Raw genomic sequence first — 18,019 nt, forward strand, 5'->3', positions numbered from 1 at the left:
TATTAATATATGATTTACCCTTAATATAAGTAAGGTTTATGAAACATTATCTAGCGAACTCGTCATTTTTCGGGTAAACACCATCACTAAATATAGTTACTTATCTCATATATTTTAAAAATACAGTTTTTTTATCTAAAAAATCTTCAATGTAAAATGTTATTAATTAACCTGACGTTAACATTTTCTTTTTAATGGAATTTTATATCCCCAAGATAGAGTGAAACATACATCTATAAAATAATAAGACTTAAAGCTATAAATGACTAAATTGATTGAAAGCATGAAAACAAAAAAGCCCATCATATTCAATATGATGAGCTTTCATGAAATAAAATGAGGTAACGTTAACGGTATGAAAATAATACATTTACAGTATTACTAAATTGTCCTGATTTAATTGGATCATTACTTTTATTCGATAATTCAGCAGTATATTGGTAGTTTCCAGGTCGTTGCTGAGAAATTTGACCTTTATAGTAATACTGGTCAAAGTTGATTTCCTGTCCTAAATTTTTATCCGTAATTGCAATTTGTAACCCATTGTCAAACATCAAATATTTTTTATTCACAACACCACTGTTACTTTGAAAAGCCACGCTAACTTCAAGTGCCGCTTCACAAGTAGAAATAGGCGTTAACGTGATATTAAAATTCTCTTTAACCGTTTTACCATTATTGAATTGCTCAGGAGTAAGCTCTTTAAAATCAACGACTTTATCGCTCATTGTTACTATCGGAGTGGGACAATAATTAACCAACTTCCCAACTAGACGGATAGTATATAAGTCTCCTATACGTTTCCCTACTCCATCTGTATGATAACCAATAACAAAATTTCCTGTATCAAAAGATTTTAGCTCACCATATCCTCTTTTTAGCGTAAACACATGCCATAACCCAATATTTTGCGTACCTACCCCCCAATAACCTACTTCTAAACGCGGTGTGTTCGGTGCCGTGATCTCAACAACCTTGCTAAGGCTATAAGAATGTTGATAAACCTGAATACCACTAGATAAGAGATATGCCTTAGTCTGGGCTGGCGTTTGGTTATAAAACCAAATCGTTCTATCAGCTACAGACCCCGAAAAATTACATTCCCATGCCATCATCGAGCGTCCACTGCCTAACTCAGTGCCTGTAGGAATAGGACCAGGAGTTGTATTCATATCAATCGATATCAAAGGTAGAGGAAACCAGGCATTCCCGCTGCCAGGTTTACAATTTACCCCCGCATAAGACGACACTCCTGAGAGTAATAATAAAGACCCTAATATGCCTTTAATCAGTCTTTTCTTGTGATCTTTTTTTGTATGATTAAAGCTTTTCATTTATTTTTTCGCCTGTGGCAATAACTGGCAAGATTGTGATGAATCACATTGGTATTTATTAAATTTTAATCCGCCAAAGTCATCAATATAAGCAACCTCAAAACTGTTTAAAGATGCGTTTTTTAATGTGACAACTGCATCACTGAAAGGCGCAACAACAGTTTCTGGAAATTGGTTATCCTTGCTTCTATCCACATTAATATTCGTAACAATAATATTAAATGGTGTTGGATTAGTTAATTTTAAGCTTCCCCCTTGCTTAGCGACTTTAAGATCCTGTTGAAAATCTTTATCGGCAGATAATGGGTAATTAATTCCTTTTGGGCGATAGAACAGTTTCAACCGTGATTGGATGGTAAACTGCACCACATTCGCTTCTTTGCCTTGTGGTGGGATTCCAAGAACATTGAAATATAATAAACTTTCTCTATCTTGCGGTAAGGTGTTCAGCCCTTCCATATGCGTAATTTTAATTTGTTTTTTCTGTAGCGGCCCTATTTTCTGTAAAAAGGGTAGTGCCACTAAAGAGTTTGTTAATTTATCGCCTTTGGCGGTTTCTATCCATGTCTGCGCTAAAAATGATGATGTTTTATCTTGGTTATCAACAACTACACTCGTACCGCCATCCGCTTGATTCAAAATAATACGAGTCCGGTCAAGCCCTAATACTGCGTGGGCTTGCGTCATTACGCCAGATAATAAAACAACCGAAATTACCTTTTTAAAGAATGTCATTTTTCACCCATTTTTTCGTTATTTTACTGATTGCACATGATGGCATCACTGCTTTTTACCAGAATACTGTCGGCAGAGAAGCTGCATGACTTTCCTTCTCCCCAGTTGATACTTAACTGGTCGCCCATATTTAACCCTGTTAAGTAAACAATACCGGATTCTGCAATGATCCCAGAAACTTTATTATTCGAGGTATTTGTCACCACTGCGCCTAGTGGTGGGTATTGGCCATTCGCCAATTTAATCCGTGAAATTAATGATTTGCCGATGTCAGCATCCATTTTGATATAACCAATAGCGCCATCCGTCAGTGCCGTTTCTAAAACGTTATCTTCAACGTTAACAGTATCCGGCAAGTTGTTAACATCCACTTTATATTCCATATTGTAATAAGTCGGTACATTACTGATGGTCGCTAACCCAAGGTCATTGGTGATGGCATGGCTATTTTCAATGATGACACCTTTCGCTTTAGGGACATCAACCACTAAGCGAGATTGGTCACGATATGTTAATCGATGCGCGGAAATACCATGTTGAGTCGCTGTGATTGAACCACTCACCATAATACTCGCTGAATTCATTGAGTCGGATAATGCCCCACTCATTTGCAACTGCCCTGTATCACCACTGTGTGAAATAAACGCATTCACACTTCCTTGAGATAAACCGTCTTGAGTTGATGCTGTCAGGTTATAGTTTGTATCTTTATTCACATAATTACTGTAGTTGACATTATTAGTATAGCGCTTATCTTGATCACTATAAGAAGCAAAGTAAGAGATTGAGGCATTTTGGCTTTCAGTCTGTAATGGCCGACTTACCGATAAATAAATTTGATTATCTGTTTTATCACGGGAGTTACGCGATTGATTTAAAGATAAAGAAACGCTCCCTCCTTTCATAATTCCTTCATCAAAGAATTTATTTAATCCAATGCTAAAATAGTTATTTTGTTTGCCGTTCCAATAGGTTTTGCGTGATGCTGTAATATTCGCACTCGCATTCATAAAATGTAATTGCTGTGCATATGACAGTGAAAATACATGTTTATCTTTATCCAATTCACCTTGCGAGTTATCACTAAAGTTCTTTTCAACAAAATTAGATAATGAATTAAATGTACGGTCAGCAAAGCGGTAACCAGTTAAAGTTAATTGCCCATCAATACTCGGTAAATTTTTAGCGTAATTAATACGATAGCTCTTTCCTGTTTCTCTTGTACCCACATCGGCATATGATTGAGTTACATCAATAGAAAGAGCACCTAAGAAACCTAAGTTTTGACCAACACCAAGGTTGATTGCTCGATATTGATTGTTTGATGTAGCAACCAAGCCACCAAACACTGAAGTGTTGTTGAGAACCCCGATAGAACTTTCAACTGTTATAAAATTCTTATCGATATTTTCATTATTTTCTGGCGAAAGTTGCCCTAAATTCATGGTATAGCGCACTTGGCCTTTACGGGTCAAAAATGGAATATTCGTGGTAGTGTATTGGAACCTGGTTTCTTTACCATTATCTTCAATCACAGTAACATCAATTGTACCCATCACAGACTGGCTCAAATCTTTAATAACAAAAGGCCCTGCGGGTACTTTAATTTGGCTAATAATTCGCCCATTTTGAGATAAAGTCACGGTCGCATTCGATGCTGCAACACCAGTTATTTGCGGTGCATACCCTCGGAGGTTAGGTGGCATCATACTTTCGTCAGTAAAGACACTGATCCCTTTAAAGCGTACACTATCAAACAAATCAGATTTAATATAAATCTCGCCGACAAATAATTTTGCCGATAAACTCGCCATATCTCTGAATGCATAAATTTGCTCCCATTCAAAGCGGCTTTTTTTATCATTACTGCTGTCAACTAGCTTATTTTCATATTGATAATTCGCACGTAAACGCCACTCAGCAAGGTTAGCACCCACATTACCAAATGCGCTGAGGTTATTACGATTACCAGAATCTTTTCGGTAAAAATTATTATCACTAACCGTATAATCTAAAATTAAACCAGCAATACCGTAGTCACGTAGCTCAGGACTAATCCAAGATGAATACACCGCTACAAGGTATTTTTGTGGAATAGAGATTGTCAGAACTTGATCGCTGTCATTAAAATCGACAGTGACATTTTTATCCAACGCACTAATATTGATACAATGGTCTTCTTCCGAAGATAGTAATATTTCTTTTGCATCTTCAGTTAATGGAAAGCGTTTAATAACACTCGCTGTAATACAAGGTTCAATTATTCCATCATGGCTAATAAATTTAATTTTTTCGCCACGTAAAATTCTCTTTCCATTTAAAACAATATCTGTTTCATACAAACCTTCACTAAAGTTATTTTTTTCAAAATAGCTTAAGTCAATATTATCATCAACAGATAAATTCAGTGCATTTATATTAAATGTTTCTGCATTAGAGTATCCACCACATACAAGAAGTGAAATGATATAACAAATATTTTTTTTCTTAAAATACATGATTTCACTCTTTTAATTAAAAAATGCAGAGAAAATGCTTTACGCCAAAACGGCGTAAAGCAATTAGCAAGTAAATAAAGATGATATTACTCGTAGCTTAATACATAGTTCGCAACAGAATTAATACTACCGGCTGTCGCTGCACCTGTTGATTCTACTTGGGCAGATAAAATAATTGTTGTTTCTGCTTCTTTTAATTTTTGCTCTAAAACATCACCAGGTTTGATTGCTTTTCCATCATTATTAAAGAATGCTACGGCAATATTATCTGCACTACCTGTATTTGCCCATAAAGTTGATTTAGTTGCATCTGGTTGTCCATTAAATGCAATTTTAACTTTAGAATAAGGCGTTCCTGGTGTACCTGAATCTAACTGGCAATCTTGTAATTTTAATTCAAAAGCATTTAGTGGACCTGTTTTACCTGCAGCTCCTAAGTTTGCAGCTGAAATACTACCTAATTGAACTTCTTTATTTATATCTGAAGGTGCGATAGTACATGCACCACTATTAACTGTACCTTTAAATGTAATTTTACCTGAACCAGCATCCGCAGCCATTGTAGAAATAGAAGTTGTTGTTAGTGCCAAGAAAACTGCGATTAATGTTTTATTCATCTTGCATACCTTATTAGTTAATAATTAATTTCTAGGGATTTATTTAATTTCTGAACGAGATGAATAATACTCAGCATTCGAGTTAAACGATACAACTGAAATGTGTATTTAACTTGTAGAGTGTAACCAAACATAACCACCATAACTAATTGAAATTTAATAAATAATGAATTTACCCCCTTCCAATTTAAAGTTAAAATCCTGATGGTCACATAAAAAAACACGAATAACCCAGAATTAAAAACTGAGAGATTAAAAATAAAAGGAATTAAATGTTGATATAAATAAAAACAAAAGAATTTAAATAAAAAAAAGAAAAAACACAAACTAAAACATCATAAATACTCTTAAAATGCACTTATAGAGACATTTATTTACATCCATTCAAGGTTCTGTTACCAATTCAATAAAAAATAAAGTATCAATCCATCCACATATAAATAAATCATTTATAAAACAATAAGCTAAATTATTATTAAATATTTCAATACACCCTCTTTTATAATTTACTTTAAGCTATTTTCGCAAAAAAACTCGTTCATCCTCTTTTTTATGTGAAAATAAAAGTAAAAAATCAATTAATAGAATGAGATACTGACATTTTATCTTAATCATAAAAAAAGCTGCCTTAATAAGCAGCTTTTTTAGTTTTATATAAAGAAAATAAACTGTACTTAACTTCCCGGCGTGAAATAAATTGGTGAGCCAGGGCCGACAGGGATGCCCAACACAAATACCCAGACAATAAAGAATAATGACCAGCCGATCAGGAAAATAATTGAATATGGCAACATTATTGAAACTAATGTTCCTATTCCTGCATCCTTCTTATATTTCACAACAATCGCCATAATTAAGCCAAAGTAACTCATCATCGGCGTAATAATGTTCGTGACCGAGTCACCGATACGATACGCGGCTTGAATAGTTTCTGGCGCGTAGCCCGCCAACATCAACATAGGTACGAAGATAGGTGCTGTGACAGCCCATTGTGCGGATGCAGAGCCAATCATTAAGTTAATAAATGCGCAGATAAGAATAAAGCCAATAAACAGTACACCACCATGAAGGTCAATACTATTTAAGAAGTTGGCACCTTTAACCGCAATAACTTGCCCGATGTTTGTCCAACCAAAGAAAGCCACAAATTGCGCAGCAAAGAAAATAATAACCAAATATAAGCCAAGCGTGCTCATTGCGCCAGCCATTGCATCCACGATATCCTTATCAGAGCGCATGGTTTTAGCAATATAGCCATACACAATACCGGGGACAGCAAAGAAGACAAAAATAAAGACCACTATCCCTTTTAAGAACGGCGAGTTACTCACTAACCCAGTGTCTTGGTTACGTAATATTCCATTTTCTGGTACTACCATTAACGCCAAAAGTGCTGCCAATCCCCAAAAAGTCACAGATGCCCAAAATAAGGCTTTTTTCTCTAACGGAGTGACATTTGCCGAGGCATAGAGGCTATTTTCATCATCATCTACTGCACCGCCGGTGTATGGGCCAAGTTGTGGCTCAACAATTTTTTCAGTGATCAAATAACCTAAAATAGTGATTAAAAACGTACTGGCAAACATAAAGTACCAGTTTGCTTCTGCACCCACGATATAAGTTGGATCAATGATTTGTGCGGCTTGTTGAGTGATACCCGACAATAACGGGTCAACCGTGCCTAATAATAAGTTTGCTGAATAACCTCCGGAAACACCAGCAAATGCCGCAGCAAGGCCGGCTAAAGGGTGACGACCTAATGAATGAAAAATGATAGCTGCGAGCGGAATAAGTACCACATAACCTAACTCTGCCGCGGTATTTGACATGATCCCAGCAAACACGATCGCCATTGTGGTTAATTTTCGAGGGGCTTTGGTGACAACCAAACGCATGGCAGCGGAAAGTAAACCTGCTCGTTCAGCAATCCCCACCCCTAATAATGCGACGAGTACCGTTCCTAACGGTGCAAAGCCTGTAAAATTAGTGACGACATTCGCAATAATTTTTCGGATCCCTTCGGCATCCAATAAACTCACAATATGAATAATACCATCTTCTGCGCGCCCTTTTGCACCTTCGGGACGAGGGTCTGGCACGCTGACACCGAAGTACTGACCAATTGCCGAGGAAACTAATAAAATCGCAATTAAAATAATAAATAAAATAACAGGATGTGGTAGAGCATTGCCTAGCCACTCAACCGTTCTTAAAAAACGGCTTCCCTCTTGCTTTTTTTGTTCCATATTTTCTCCTTATAAACAAGAAAAACGGACATTACACAATGTTTTTGCTTTTTGCTATTTACAAATAGATAATTCTAAATTAACAAAATACACACAAATCAGACATAAAATTCAACATAATTCGGACTAACTCCATTTTATCAGCTATTAATATTATTAATTTAGCTAAAGAAGATAATTACAACCAAAATAGTTTTAGTAAATTAATTTCGATAAGTGTGGTCAACATAACAATTTTCATATTATCTATGGCTTTTTTTCGTCATTTATCACTAATTAAATATCATTTTTTAGCGGTTTTATTTTATATAAATCGGAAAACCCTTATTTATCAATACTCGATAAAACCTTACTTATAACTCGAAATAACAAACCTAATAAAGCATAATATGCCAACTTTATTTACACTGTCATGGAAGGTTATAATGTCAGAAAATTAACTCATGGAGCCTCTATAATGTCAGTTATCGACCTTTGGGCTGAACGCCACATACAAGAAGCACTAAGCAGAGGAGAACTTACAAATTTAGCAGGGGAAGGTAAAGCTTTGCAGCTTGAAGATGATAGCCTGGTTCCGCCTGAACTCAGGGCTGGATATCGGATATTGAAAAATTCAGGTTATTTACCCGCAGAATTACAGCAAAGAAAAGATGCACTGACACTTAGCCACATGTTACAAAGCCTATCAGTGGATGACCCAAATTATACATCAATGAGTAAACAGCTGGCTTTGCTTGAATTAAAGCTCAAGCAAGCCAATGTCAATACCGATTTTTTACATGGTAATTATGCAGATTCAATTTCTGAACAAATAAATAATAAACCAAATAGCAAATAGCAAATAGCAAATAGCAAATAGCAAATAGCAAATAGCAAATAAACTTATGTCAAATAGTAACCGAGTAAATATACGAGTAATTTGCCATTTTCTATAGTTTCTTAACACTTTTTTAAGAAAGCTCCGCAATAATCATATTAAGACTATTTCCCCCTATATTTATGTGAACATCTCAGTATTATCAACCTCGACTTTATTATTAATAGACAAGGGATAAAGATGGAACAGAAACAATATTCTAGTAAATGGCAAAAACGTTTTGATTTCTTTGATAAGTATGGTGCACCTAATACACCTGAATTCAAAGCAGCGTTAAAAGCCGCCTCTTTCGGTGAGCGTATTCTCATTAACATGAACATTTTTGCTTTCTTCTTCGGTATTATTTATTTCCTGATTTTAGGACTTTGGAAAAAAGGGTTAGTGATGCTTGGTATCACTATTGGGGTTGGTCTGGTTTTGAATATTATTGATTTTATGATTGGTGGAACTATCCCAAATGCAGTTTATACCGGGGTATCTGTCGGTATGTCCGCAATGTGGGCAATGATTGCTAACTATGCTTATTATATTAAAGAAACCAAAGGATTGGATAATTGGAATCCGTTTGAAGGGATCCGAATGCTTTAAGTGACGATCAAATCAAAGTTGGCTGCTGGCAAGGCAGCTAATTTTTACCGTAAAATAAAATTTAGAATAAATAGCTACTCTAAATTAACACTCTGCAAACGATATTCATTCGGCGTTTTGCCATAAAATTGGCGAAATGCGTGACTAAATGAGGAATGTGAGTCATAACCCACTGCTAATGCAATTTGTTCTATTGATGTGTTGGTTAATAACAAGCTCCCTGCCGCTTCCATACGTTTTTGTAATAAAAATTGCATCGCTGTTAATTGTGCTTCTGCCTTTATTTTTCGTTGAAGCGTACTCACTGACATACAAAAAGCGGTCGCCATATCTTCACAACTAATAGGATGATGTAAACGCAGCTCCACCCATTGAGAAACTTCATCAATCCATTTTTTTTCAGGTTTTAACTGGGCCAATAACAAACGGGCAACAGTAAAATTATGTTCGGGAGCTTGTGGAAAACTTTGCAGCCAATTCAAAAAACCGACTGCGGCAGGTGTCAGAGTAAATTCCGTCATTTTTTCACTTAATGCCCATTGTGCTGTGGCTGGCATTTCTAATACATAATTTTGATTGCCGACCTGTCCACTAAAAGCGTGATTAACACTTGGCGGGATCACCATCCCCTTGCCTGCATTGAGTAAAAAATGCTGGCGATACATATTGATTTCCATTTGCCCAGATAACGACAGAATAACTTGCCACTGCCCATCATGTTGATGAGAAATGACTTCGTTCGAATATTGGCGAAAATGAAGCTCAGGCAATCGCAAAGGGTTATACTCCCACAGTCAATGAATAGTAAGAGTATAGGGCTATTGGCAGCAATATAGCTATAGAAGAAGTGACCAGCCTATTTAGCAAATTCATCAAAATAGAAGTGTTTCAGCGGTTCCATTTGCTGGTGAAGAACACGTATAACAAAGATATCGTTGGTTCTATGTCGATAAAAAATGACATGCTTAGAATGATTATAACGTCTAATTTCCACTGAAATTTCCGCACACTCCAGTCCTATCAAAGGATTGGAGCTAAGCATTTCTAATACGCAATGTAAACTTTTTGTATACTCATCCGCTTTCCTGACACCAAAATTGATTAAAGTATATTCAAATATTCCTTCAAAATCTTTAGCGGCTAAGTTAGAAAGTTTATACATTATGTGCATTCTTCACTTTCTTGGCGATATCGTGGAGTGTTAATGATGATTCACCGCTTTTTTCACCGGCATCAATTAGCATCTTTAATGCTGCCGTTTGTTTTTCTTGAGCTTCAAGTAAACGCAGTGCGGAGCGAACAACTTCACTTGTTGAGCCATACCTTCCAGACGAAATCAGTTGATTTACAAATTCATCTAATTGCGCTCCGATTGTCACACTTGTGGTACGAGCCATAGGATCACCTTTGTGTTAATTATTAACACAAATATTTTAGTGGGTTATCGCTATAAAATCAATCCATGTAGTCATTAGGCTAGAAGCGCACCATTCGGCAAAGGTAAGTTAAACTCTGCAAGAACAATAGCCCCTGTTTCATCGGGAGCCCCTGTAATTAATACTTCAGACTTGATCCCCGCGATTCGCTTAACCTCGAAGTTGCATACACATAGCACTCGCTTACCAATCAAATCTTCTGGCGTATAATTGACGGTGATCTGTGCGCTTGAGCACTTGATACCCAATTCACCTAGGTCGACTTCCATCACATAAGCTGGTTTTTTGGCTTTACTGTTAATTTGTGCACTAACAATGGTACCCACACGCATTTCAACACGAGTAAAATCATCCCATTCAATAATTTGCATAAATTTATTCCTGAATTAAATTGCTTATGTGTAATAAATTAACATATAACAGATTTAGCTTTTTATCGCCAAAACGTCATTTTATGTAGCCAGACCATCATGAGTTAAGAAGATAAGCAAAAAATAGCCCTCATTAGAAATTGAGGGCAAAAGATACAAGACAGGAAATAGGTTGAAATAAAAATTTCTTGTTAATTACATTGTTGAAAATGTATTCATAATGATCCCACCAGAGATAATTAATCCCATCGCAAATACCGCTGGAAAATCCGGTTTTTGTTTATATAAAATCATAGAAACTAAAGTTACACCGACAATACCAAACCCACACCACAGTGAATACGCAACACCGACTGGGATATAACCCATTGCACGAGTTAAGGCAAAATAGCATAAACAATAAGCAATAATAACTAATACCGATGGACCTAATTTGCTAAAGCTATTAGTCTTTTTAATCATTGAGGTGCCCGTTATTTCAGAGCCAATAGAAAGCGCTAACCATAAAAATCCAGTAAACATAATATTCCCCTTAGCGTGAATTAATGAGCAGTGTTATTTTTTGCGGATATTAATGAAGACTCAGTTTCATCTTTCGATAATTCTGTTTCTTCCGGATCATCTGAGCCCATCTTAGAGAATAGATTCATGATCACAATACCACTTGCAATCACCACCATTCCAATTATGGCCGCAGTATCTGGATGTTGACCATAAAACAACATGCCCAGCGTAGAAACCATTAAAATTCCTGTACCTGACCATGTAGCATAAGCTAAACCAACTGGAATATATTTTACTGCGCGAGAGAGTGAGTAGTAACAAATAACATACAACACAACGATTAATGCCAATAATAATGATTTGGTCATGCCTTCACTGTTATCAAACATTTTTAAGGTCGATGTGGCTGAGGTTTCAGAAATAATAACCGCCAGCATCCAAAGCCATGACTTTGCTTTAGGGGACATAGATAATACTCCTACGATAAATAGAAAGATTAAAATTAATTTTTAATTTGATTAAATAGCTTTATTTTTTAAGAGACTTTAAATAATCGATTGCTGAATCCGTTAATTTATTTTCATTCGCACAGTACCCCCTAGGGTTATTCATTACTTCTTTTAAAGTAATATAGCGACTTGGGTGTTCATTATTTATTTCAGGTTTTAAACATTCAGAAAGTTCATTCGTTGATATTTTCTTTTCTATTTCATTTAATGAATCGAAATGAATACCTAACTTGATAGCCTTACTAATATTTTCTTTAATCAGACGATTATAATTTTCATTTTTATTTAAACCTAAAACCTGACTTAATTCACTTTCAGGGCAGCAATGGTATTTCAATGCCAATATAGGCATGTTTTGTGATAAGGCACACAAGACTAATTCACTTTCTTCACTGGCAAACAAACCATTGGCTATCTCACCAACTACTTTTGCATCAATAAAAGGTAAAAACAGGCTGTCATAATGACTTAACCCATTTATTGATAAGGTGTGTTTATTTATAACACTTCCCAGTTCAGCCCATTTTTCAACTTGGGAAGACTGAAGCATGGATGCGGTGGCATAAAAGGAAAAAGCCACAGACTCTAGCTGTGCCAGCCTTTGGTAAATGGCTTGCTGGTACCCCTCAACTGGCGATAGCACAACCAAAACTTGTCGCTTTAACTGACGTAAAACTTGCTGCACAATTTGTTCAATCAGTTTTTCGTTCATTTTGCCACCATCCCTTAACCCGCGATGAATACGCTATCGTTATTACGTAATCCCGCAGCATTCGCCTCATCAGTATCGATATGAAACTCAAGGGAAAATCGCTCATCAACCCTCACGACAACCTCATCGAACACCAAGCGACGCTCACCTTCTGTACGGATATTCACTTTTTGCCCATTCACCACATTTAAGGCTCTCGCATCCATCACACTCATATGAATATGGCGCTGAGCACAAATGACTTGTGATTCAAGATTGACATGCCCTGCGGGGCCAATCAGTAAAGCATTGCCTGAACCTGCCATGTCACCAGACTCTCTTACCGGCGCTTTTATACCAAGGGCAAAGCAGTCGGCCTTAGACACTTCGAGCTGCGTTTTTGGGCGAACGGGTCCCAATACTCTGACTTTGCTAATCGACCCTTTTGGCCCCACCACCATGACGCATTCTTTCGCAGCAAATTGCCCCGGCTGTTTTAAATCTTTGAATGGCGTTAGCTGATAACCTTGGCCAAACAAGGCTTCAACGTCCTGCTGTGAAAGATGAACATGGCGGTTAGATATTCCGACAGGGATAGCAATGTTAGCGACACCTGCTTGTGCTGGTGTGTAAGCTGAAAGCCGAGCCAGTATTTTCCCCATCAATTGCTCATTCATCATGATTTTTTCCCTTTACGCGGGTCATTTTTGACGTCTTTCGCATTGATGTCGGTTTTGACTTCAGCCACTGGTGCTTCCGTTTTAGTTTCAACGACCACTTTTTCCACTAGTTTTTCGGCTTTCACTTCCGGCTGAATACTTTTCTCTAATTCGCCTTTTTTGCTTTTCACGGTAAGCAGTTTGCTGATAACACTTTCTTCTGGGCGAGCAATGACTAATGAGCCGACTAATAGTTGGCTATTCGCGATGACCTCAATGCCGTGGTCAACCGCAGTACGAACCGCACTGATTTCCCCTTGAAAACAAACGGATACCAGTCCAGAACCTATTTTTCGATAACCTACAATTTCTACGCTGGCTGCTTTGCATGCCGCATCTGCAGCCTGTATAGCGGATGTCAGTCCCCGAGTTTCAATTACGCCTAAACTTTTCATCTGTCTCTCCTACTTAGTGACGAACCAGTCGAATATCGAAATCAAATTGTTTGAAGAATGCTTCAAGTTGGTCTAATTCTTCTGCACTATAGGTTGGGTCTTGCTTAACGGGATAAATCATATCCAGCTTGTCGTATTTACCACGCCCCAACTGGTGATAAGGCAGAATATCGATGCGTTTTACATTGCCGCGTTTGGACAATTCCATCGCATAGTGAATCGCCCCCGTGATGGCATCAAAGGAGTCGTTATAACCACGAACGAGTGGCATTCTGACGACGACGTTCGCACCGAGATCAACCAGTCTTTCGAGGTTGCGGCGAACATTTTCATTACCAATGCCGAATAGGTTTTTATGCTGAACAGTATCAATGTGCTTAATGTCATAGAGGAACAGGTCGACAACTTCAGATAACTTTTCATAATTTTCTAATGATGTCGTCCCTTGGGTTTCTATCGCCGTATTGATCATCATTTTTTTACACTCCCGCAGCAGCGCGACGGCAAAATCGGTTTGTAGGCTCATTTCGCCACCACCGATTGTTACGCCACCACCAGAAGAAATATAAAAATCATAATCTTGCATAATGATGTCCATCATTTCAGCTACCGTGACATCTTTCCCCATGATGTCTAACGCGCCACCAATACACACCTCTTCGCATTTACGACAACCAATGCAGTCAATACTGCGATTCACACGGTGAATTTGTTCACCTTGGTCATTAATGGTTTTGTAGTGGATCCCTGTAGGGCAGACATCAACACATTTCCCACAATTGACGCATTTATCGTGGGAAAACATCACTTGGAACTGGCTGCTTAACCCTTCAGGGTTAGCACACCACGGGCAACGAATATTGCACCCTTTTAAGAAAATCAGCGTCCGAATACCGTCGCCATCATAAATCGAGTATTTTTGGATATTAAATATCCGACCTTTAATTTCTGCCGCGCTCATCATTGCACCTCTAAAATCAGTTCAAAATTTATTATTGTTGTTATTAAATAGCCGGTATGACATGGCAGGTATGAAGCCATACCTGCCAGCGTTGATTTAGAACTTCTCAATCACAGTACGGCTAATAATTTCATCTTGAACTTCTTTACAAAGTTCGACGAAGTAGGCACTGTAACCTGCAACACGAACGATTAAATCACGATATTTTTCAGGCTCTTGCTGGGCTTTTTTCAGCATTTCGTTATCGACATAGCTGAACTGCATTTGGCCATTGCCTAAGATAGACGCGGTTCTCAACAAGGTGATTAAACCGTGACGACCTTCTGGTGTGTCCAATAAGCCTTTTAAGAACTTAAAGTTATGCACCATGCCAATGTTCATCGTTTCAACATTCATTTTACTGATTGATTTAATGATGGCAGTTGGGCCTTGTTTATCCGCACCTTGTGTCGGGCTGATACCATCTGATAACGGCATCCAAGCCAAGCGACCGTTGGCACTCGCGGCGGTTAACTCACCAATCGGCGTGTTGTTAGAGATGGATAAGGTTCCGTGGCTCAGTGTTGAATACAACATGTCGTACTTCCGGCACTCACGCTCTGTCCACTCCGTAATATCCAGCGCATATTGGTCAACGTAGTCATCATCGTTACCAAATTTAGGTGCATTTAAGCAGTCACGGCGTAGTTCGTCGTAGCCTTCAAAGTTTGCTAATAAGCCATCACGAATTTGCTCAAGTGTGTAGCGGCCATCTTCGTAAACCAATTTGCGAATAGCGACAATCGAGTCAACATAGGTCGCCAGACCAGAGAAAATCAGCCCTGGGCCGTGGTTGATCATCGCCCCACCTGCCGCAACGTCCTTGCCTTTTTCCATACAGCCTTCCACCAGCAAGGACATTAATGGTTTTGGTGCCACATCACGGTGAACACGTTGGCTGATGACGGTACCGATAGCTGATAAGCGAACAATATGAGCTATCTGCGCTTTCACAGCATTATCAAAGTCTTCGAATGTTTTTAGCTCACGTAAGTCACCGGTATCTAAACCTTGATAGCTATCGAATAACACCATGCGGCCACGGTTTAATACGAATTCAATCGCAATTGGCCATTGGGTGTAACCCGTTGAAGTCCATTGATAAATACGGCCAGATTTCTGTGGCTCTACACAGCCCATCAAGCAGTAATCACGCGCATCTTCAAAGTCAAAACCTTTACGCAGCATCATTTTGATGTGGGAATCATCGAAGTGACAGGCAGGGAAGCCCATACCGGCTTTCACCACATCAACGATTTTTTCCATGTATTTCTGTGGTGATTGGTTATGAATACGGCAAGCCAGAGATGGCTGATACACTTTAACAAAGCGAACCGCATCCATAATTAAGTAGGTTAAGTCGTTACATGCATCGCCACCTGAACGTTTTTGTCCACCCACTGTTAAGTTGATAAATGGCTGATAACCTGCGAAATATTTCGCGCCTAATTCGCTCGACATCCACATTAATTCCGCACATTTGATAATAAATGCCTGCATCATTTCTAATGCTTGGTCTTGGGTTAAGCGGCCTGTTTTGATGTCGTTTTCGTACATTGGTAAGCAATATTGGTCAAGACGTCCCAAAGAAAGGCCAGTTTGGTTTTCTTCGATTTCAAACAGTGACTCAACTGTCCAAATGCTTTGTAATGCTTCTTGTAACGTCACCGGCGGATTCGCTGGCACGTTTTCGTTGACTTGTGCGATAGTCAGCAATTCTTCACGGCGTTTTTGGTCTGACTCCAGCACCGCTAATTCGCGAGCATGGGCAGCAATGCGGTGTGAATACGCAATCACCCCTTCACAGGTTTCAATTGACGCTTTATAGAAATAAATGCGATCAATATCATCAGGGTTTTCCATGCTTAATTCAGCCAGTTTCGCCTGAGCATCTGCTTTGATGCCATTCATTCCTTTGGTGAATAACAACACGTCATAACCGGGGCAAGTATCCCCACCGCCATTGATTTGGTGATAAGACAAGTCACTGACGAAAGTTTCACCACTGAATTCCCAGACTCCCGCTTCACGGTATTGAGCTTCACAAATTTCATCCAGTGAACGGCCTTCCCAGAATGGAGCGATTTCCTCGCGGATCACTTTTTTATCTTCTTCAGAGATAACAAACGGATCTTGTGGACGTGTGCTCATTGTATCGAGTTCTTCGACTACCCAGCGCCATGCGATATCCGGTGAGAATGCACCTGCGCGGGCTTTACCACATGGATGCCCCACAATCAGCTCTTCAGGTTGAATTAAGATTGGTGCAGTTTCACAAGCACGGCGGAATGCTTTCGCACGCAATAAAATTGGCGGTAAACCTGGGTTATTTTTGACAACTTCAGTAAAAGCGAGTGCGCGGTAGATAGACACGCTTGGACGCGCTTCTAAGTAACGGTTACGCAAGCGCTGTAAGCGAGGCGTTAAACCTTCCATGACTTTGAATTCAGTTTCAGCTTGAGCTGCCGGCGCAACATAGCTGGCATTTGGTGCTGCATATTGCGGCTGAACGCTATTTTTTCCACAATATAAACGGACTTTCAATCCATTATTGATAGCGCTGATGTTTTCATGTGCGGATAACATCATGGCTGATAATTCGTTAAGGCATACGCGTGGGTCATTCAGATAAATGCCGTCTTTCAATGCATCAAACATTGGGTAGCCATCAACTTGCTTGGTTGAGCGAACTTCAGAGAGTTCAGCCAGTTTCAACCATAAGCTTTCTACAATTTCATAAGCTTGTGCTTGGGTCAAACGGCCTTGTTCAATATCACGTTGGTAGAATGGATAGACCGCTTTATCGAATCCCATTGGGTTAACGGCATAGCTACCATTTTCTAAATGCAGGATTAATTGAAGTAAGTAGAAAGCTTGGCACGCTTCTTTAAAAGTTTGCGCCGGTTTTGCCGGTACATTGCGTAAAATCGCTGCACTTTCTTGTAATTCTGCACGACGGTATTGATTAGATTCTGCCGCTGCCATGCTCTCTGCTTTAGAAGCTAAAGCTTGTGCAAAATGAATGGCCGCATCACATGCGTAAATTGCCGAACGGCAGTTATTTGCCTCATCAATACTATTGCGACTGACCGCACTACCAATGTTTCTAACTTTGTTCTCTAACTGTGCTTTGATAGCTAAAAAGCCGATGTTTAATACCGCTAAGTAATCTGGCGCATCGATGGTGCTATCGCCAGCTAAAAAGGTATAAATACTGTGGCTATTGATTTCATTTTCAGTATGAAAAATCGCTCCGCGAGGGGTCGATGATTGGCTACCAATAATCAGCTCATCTTGAGCAATAAATGCCGGAAAATGACGGATAAATTCATAAAAACGTTGGGCAGGTTTAATCGCCTGCGGTGCGCCAGACAGTTGGTTGCCAAGCGCTTCTAAAATATTGGCACGTTCAGTAATAATTGAGCTGTTGCGGGCACTTAAGCGTTCAGCCAGCATTTTTACGCGTGGGGTCAAAGCATATTTATTCATGTTAGCCTAT

Annotated in this window: 18 protein-coding genes; 2 read left to right on the forward strand and 16 right to left on the reverse strand. The window is 38.7% G+C overall.

What is annotated here, in order from left to right:
• Nucleotides 1-347: 347 nt before the first annotated feature.
• The 5 genes from PR725_RS01700 to PR725_RS01720 form a co-directional block, all read right to left on the reverse strand.
• The gene (locus PR725_RS01700) at nucleotides 348-1,334 is read right to left on the reverse strand and encodes a fimbrial protein (RefSeq protein WP_272567305.1); all 987 of its coding nucleotides are present in this window, start codon (nucleotides 1,332-1,334) and stop codon (nucleotides 348-350) included.
• On the reverse strand, nucleotides 1,335-2,069 hold the full coding sequence (locus PR725_RS01705; RefSeq protein WP_109912638.1) for a fimbrial biogenesis chaperone: 735 nt from the start codon (nucleotides 2,067-2,069) through the stop codon (nucleotides 1,335-1,337).
• A gap of 23 nt (nucleotides 2,070-2,092) precedes the next feature.
• Nucleotides 2,093-4,567 (reverse strand): fimbria/pilus outer membrane usher protein, encoded by a 2,475-nt coding sequence (locus tag PR725_RS01710; RefSeq protein ID WP_210850704.1) that lies wholly within the window; start codon nucleotides 4,565-4,567, stop codon nucleotides 2,093-2,095.
• An 86-nt stretch (nucleotides 4,568-4,653) separates the two neighbouring features.
• Nucleotides 4,654-5,184, reverse strand: a complete 531-nt coding sequence (locus PR725_RS01715) for a fimbrial protein (protein WP_109912640.1) — start codon at nucleotides 5,182-5,184, stop codon at nucleotides 4,654-4,656.
• A gap of 674 nt (nucleotides 5,185-5,858) precedes the next feature.
• Complete coding sequence (locus PR725_RS01720) at nucleotides 5,859-7,430, reverse strand: AbgT family transporter (protein ID WP_238563408.1); 1,572 nt, start codon at nucleotides 7,428-7,430, stop codon at nucleotides 5,859-5,861.
• A 457-nt stretch (nucleotides 7,431-7,887) separates the two neighbouring features.
• Here PR725_RS01720 and PR725_RS01725 point away from each other — a divergent pair, with 457 nt between their 5' ends.
• On the forward strand, nucleotides 7,888-8,268 hold the full coding sequence (locus PR725_RS01725) for a DUF1992 domain-containing protein (RefSeq protein WP_004907989.1): 381 nt from the start codon (nucleotides 7,888-7,890) through the stop codon (nucleotides 8,266-8,268).
• A 219-nt stretch (nucleotides 8,269-8,487) separates the two neighbouring features.
• Complete coding sequence (locus PR725_RS01730; RefSeq protein ID WP_115167987.1) at nucleotides 8,488-8,895, forward strand: DUF2628 domain-containing protein; 408 nt, start codon at nucleotides 8,488-8,490, stop codon at nucleotides 8,893-8,895.
• 74 nt (nucleotides 8,896-8,969) lie between these two features.
• On the opposite strand, the gene PR725_RS01735 is transcribed toward PR725_RS01730, so the two are convergent.
• The 11 genes from PR725_RS01735 to cutC all read right to left on the reverse strand — a co-directional run bounded on the left by PR725_RS01735 (nucleotide 8,970) and on the right by cutC (nucleotide 18,009).
• Nucleotides 8,970-9,671, reverse strand: a complete 702-nt coding sequence (locus PR725_RS01735; RefSeq protein WP_123382246.1) for a helix-turn-helix domain-containing protein — start codon at nucleotides 9,669-9,671, stop codon at nucleotides 8,970-8,972.
• An 80-nt stretch (nucleotides 9,672-9,751) separates the two neighbouring features.
• On the reverse strand, nucleotides 9,752-10,057 hold the full coding sequence (locus tag PR725_RS01740; protein WP_123382245.1) for a type II toxin-antitoxin system RelE/ParE family toxin: 306 nt from the start codon (nucleotides 10,055-10,057) through the stop codon (nucleotides 9,752-9,754).
• Nucleotides 10,050-10,292, reverse strand: a complete 243-nt coding sequence (locus PR725_RS01745; protein ID WP_004907981.1) for a type II toxin-antitoxin system ParD family antitoxin — start codon at nucleotides 10,290-10,292, stop codon at nucleotides 10,050-10,052. Before PR725_RS01745 ends, PR725_RS01740 begins: the two co-directional genes overlap by 8 nt.
• A 74-nt stretch (nucleotides 10,293-10,366) precedes the next feature.
• The gene (locus PR725_RS01750; protein WP_115167990.1) at nucleotides 10,367-10,702 is read right to left on the reverse strand and encodes a tRNA-binding protein; all 336 of its coding nucleotides are present in this window, start codon (nucleotides 10,700-10,702) and stop codon (nucleotides 10,367-10,369) included.
• A gap of 195 nt (nucleotides 10,703-10,897) precedes the next feature.
• Nucleotides 10,898-11,224 (reverse strand): DMT family transporter, encoded by a 327-nt coding sequence (locus tag PR725_RS01755; RefSeq protein ID WP_004907976.1) that lies wholly within the window; start codon nucleotides 11,222-11,224, stop codon nucleotides 10,898-10,900.
• 20 nt (nucleotides 11,225-11,244) lie between these two features.
• The gene (locus tag PR725_RS01760) at nucleotides 11,245-11,673 is read right to left on the reverse strand and encodes a DMT family transporter (protein WP_210850706.1); all 429 of its coding nucleotides are present in this window, start codon (nucleotides 11,671-11,673) and stop codon (nucleotides 11,245-11,247) included.
• Nucleotides 11,674-11,734: 61 nt separating this feature from the next.
• Nucleotides 11,735-12,427 (reverse strand): hypothetical protein, encoded by a 693-nt coding sequence (locus PR725_RS01765; RefSeq protein WP_196719645.1) that lies wholly within the window; start codon nucleotides 12,425-12,427, stop codon nucleotides 11,735-11,737.
• A 14-nt stretch (nucleotides 12,428-12,441) separates the two neighbouring features.
• Entirely contained in the window at nucleotides 12,442-13,086 is a 645-nt protein-coding gene (locus PR725_RS01770; RefSeq protein WP_004907971.1) for a phosphate propanoyltransferase, read from the reverse strand.
• Entirely contained in the window at nucleotides 13,083-13,520 is a 438-nt protein-coding gene (locus tag PR725_RS01775) for a BMC domain-containing protein (RefSeq protein WP_004907968.1), read from the reverse strand. Before PR725_RS01775 ends, PR725_RS01770 begins: the two co-directional genes overlap by 4 nt.
• A 13-nt stretch (nucleotides 13,521-13,533) precedes the next feature.
• Nucleotides 13,534-14,484 (reverse strand): choline TMA-lyase-activating enzyme, encoded by a 951-nt coding sequence (cutD, locus tag PR725_RS01780; protein ID WP_042851506.1) that lies wholly within the window; start codon nucleotides 14,482-14,484, stop codon nucleotides 13,534-13,536.
• Nucleotides 14,485-14,577: 93 nt separating this feature from the next.
• Nucleotides 14,578-18,009 (reverse strand): choline trimethylamine-lyase, encoded by a 3,432-nt coding sequence (gene cutC / locus PR725_RS01785; protein WP_109912645.1) that lies wholly within the window; start codon nucleotides 18,007-18,009, stop codon nucleotides 14,578-14,580.
• Nucleotides 18,010-18,019: the final 10 nt, after the last annotated feature.

The sequence above is a fragment of the Providencia sp. PROV255 genome, assembly GCF_028478065.1.
Taxonomy (GTDB): domain Bacteria; phylum Pseudomonadota; class Gammaproteobacteria; order Enterobacterales; family Enterobacteriaceae; genus Providencia; species Providencia rettgeri.

What these genes read in the sequence shown, in the direction of transcription:
- PR725_RS01760 (WP_210850706.1), bottom strand. Translation starts at nt 11,673, where the DNA reads ATGTCCCCTAAAGCAAAGTCATGGCTTTGGATGCTGGCGGTTATTATT.
- PR725_RS01700 (WP_272567305.1), bottom strand. Translation starts at nt 1,334, where the DNA reads ATGAAAAGCTTTAATCATACAAAAAAAGATCACAAGAAAAGACTGATT.
- PR725_RS01740 (WP_123382245.1), bottom strand. Translation starts at nt 10,057, where the DNA reads ATGTATAAACTTTCTAACTTAGCCGCTAAAGATTTTGAAGGAATATTT.
- PR725_RS01710 (WP_210850704.1), bottom strand. Translation starts at nt 4,567, where the DNA reads ATGTATTTTAAGAAAAAAAATATTTGTTATATCATTTCACTTCTTGTA.
- PR725_RS01705 (WP_109912638.1), bottom strand. Translation starts at nt 2,069, where the DNA reads ATGACATTCTTTAAAAAGGTAATTTCGGTTGTTTTATTATCTGGCGTA.
- cutC (WP_109912645.1), bottom strand. Translation starts at nt 18,009, where the DNA reads ATGAATAAATATGCTTTGACCCCACGCGTAAAAATGCTGGCTGAACGC.
- PR725_RS01720 (WP_238563408.1), bottom strand. Translation starts at nt 7,430, where the DNA reads ATGGAACAAAAAAAGCAAGAGGGAAGCCGTTTTTTAAGAACGGTTGAG.
- PR725_RS01755 (WP_004907976.1), bottom strand. Translation starts at nt 11,224, where the DNA reads ATGTTTACTGGATTTTTATGGTTAGCGCTTTCTATTGGCTCTGAAATA.
- PR725_RS01745 (WP_004907981.1), bottom strand. Translation starts at nt 10,292, where the DNA reads ATGGCTCGTACCACAAGTGTGACAATCGGAGCGCAATTAGATGAATTT.
- PR725_RS01750 (WP_115167990.1), bottom strand. Translation starts at nt 10,702, where the DNA reads ATGCAAATTATTGAATGGGATGATTTTACTCGTGTTGAAATGCGTGTG.
- PR725_RS01765 (WP_196719645.1), bottom strand. Translation starts at nt 12,427, where the DNA reads ATGAACGAAAAACTGATTGAACAAATTGTGCAGCAAGTTTTACGTCAG.
- PR725_RS01775 (WP_004907968.1), bottom strand. Translation starts at nt 13,520, where the DNA reads ATGAAAAGTTTAGGCGTAATTGAAACTCGGGGACTGACATCCGCTATA.
- PR725_RS01725 (WP_004907989.1), top strand. Translation starts at nt 7,888, where the DNA reads ATGTCAGTTATCGACCTTTGGGCTGAACGCCACATACAAGAAGCACTA.
- PR725_RS01715 (WP_109912640.1), bottom strand. Translation starts at nt 5,184, where the DNA reads ATGAATAAAACATTAATCGCAGTTTTCTTGGCACTAACAACAACTTCT.
- PR725_RS01770 (WP_004907971.1), bottom strand. Translation starts at nt 13,086, where the DNA reads ATGATGAATGAGCAATTGATGGGGAAAATACTGGCTCGGCTTTCAGCT.
- PR725_RS01730 (WP_115167987.1), top strand. Translation starts at nt 8,488, where the DNA reads ATGGAACAGAAACAATATTCTAGTAAATGGCAAAAACGTTTTGATTTC.
- cutD (WP_042851506.1), bottom strand. Translation starts at nt 14,484, where the DNA reads ATGATGAGCGCGGCAGAAATTAAAGGTCGGATATTTAATATCCAAAAA.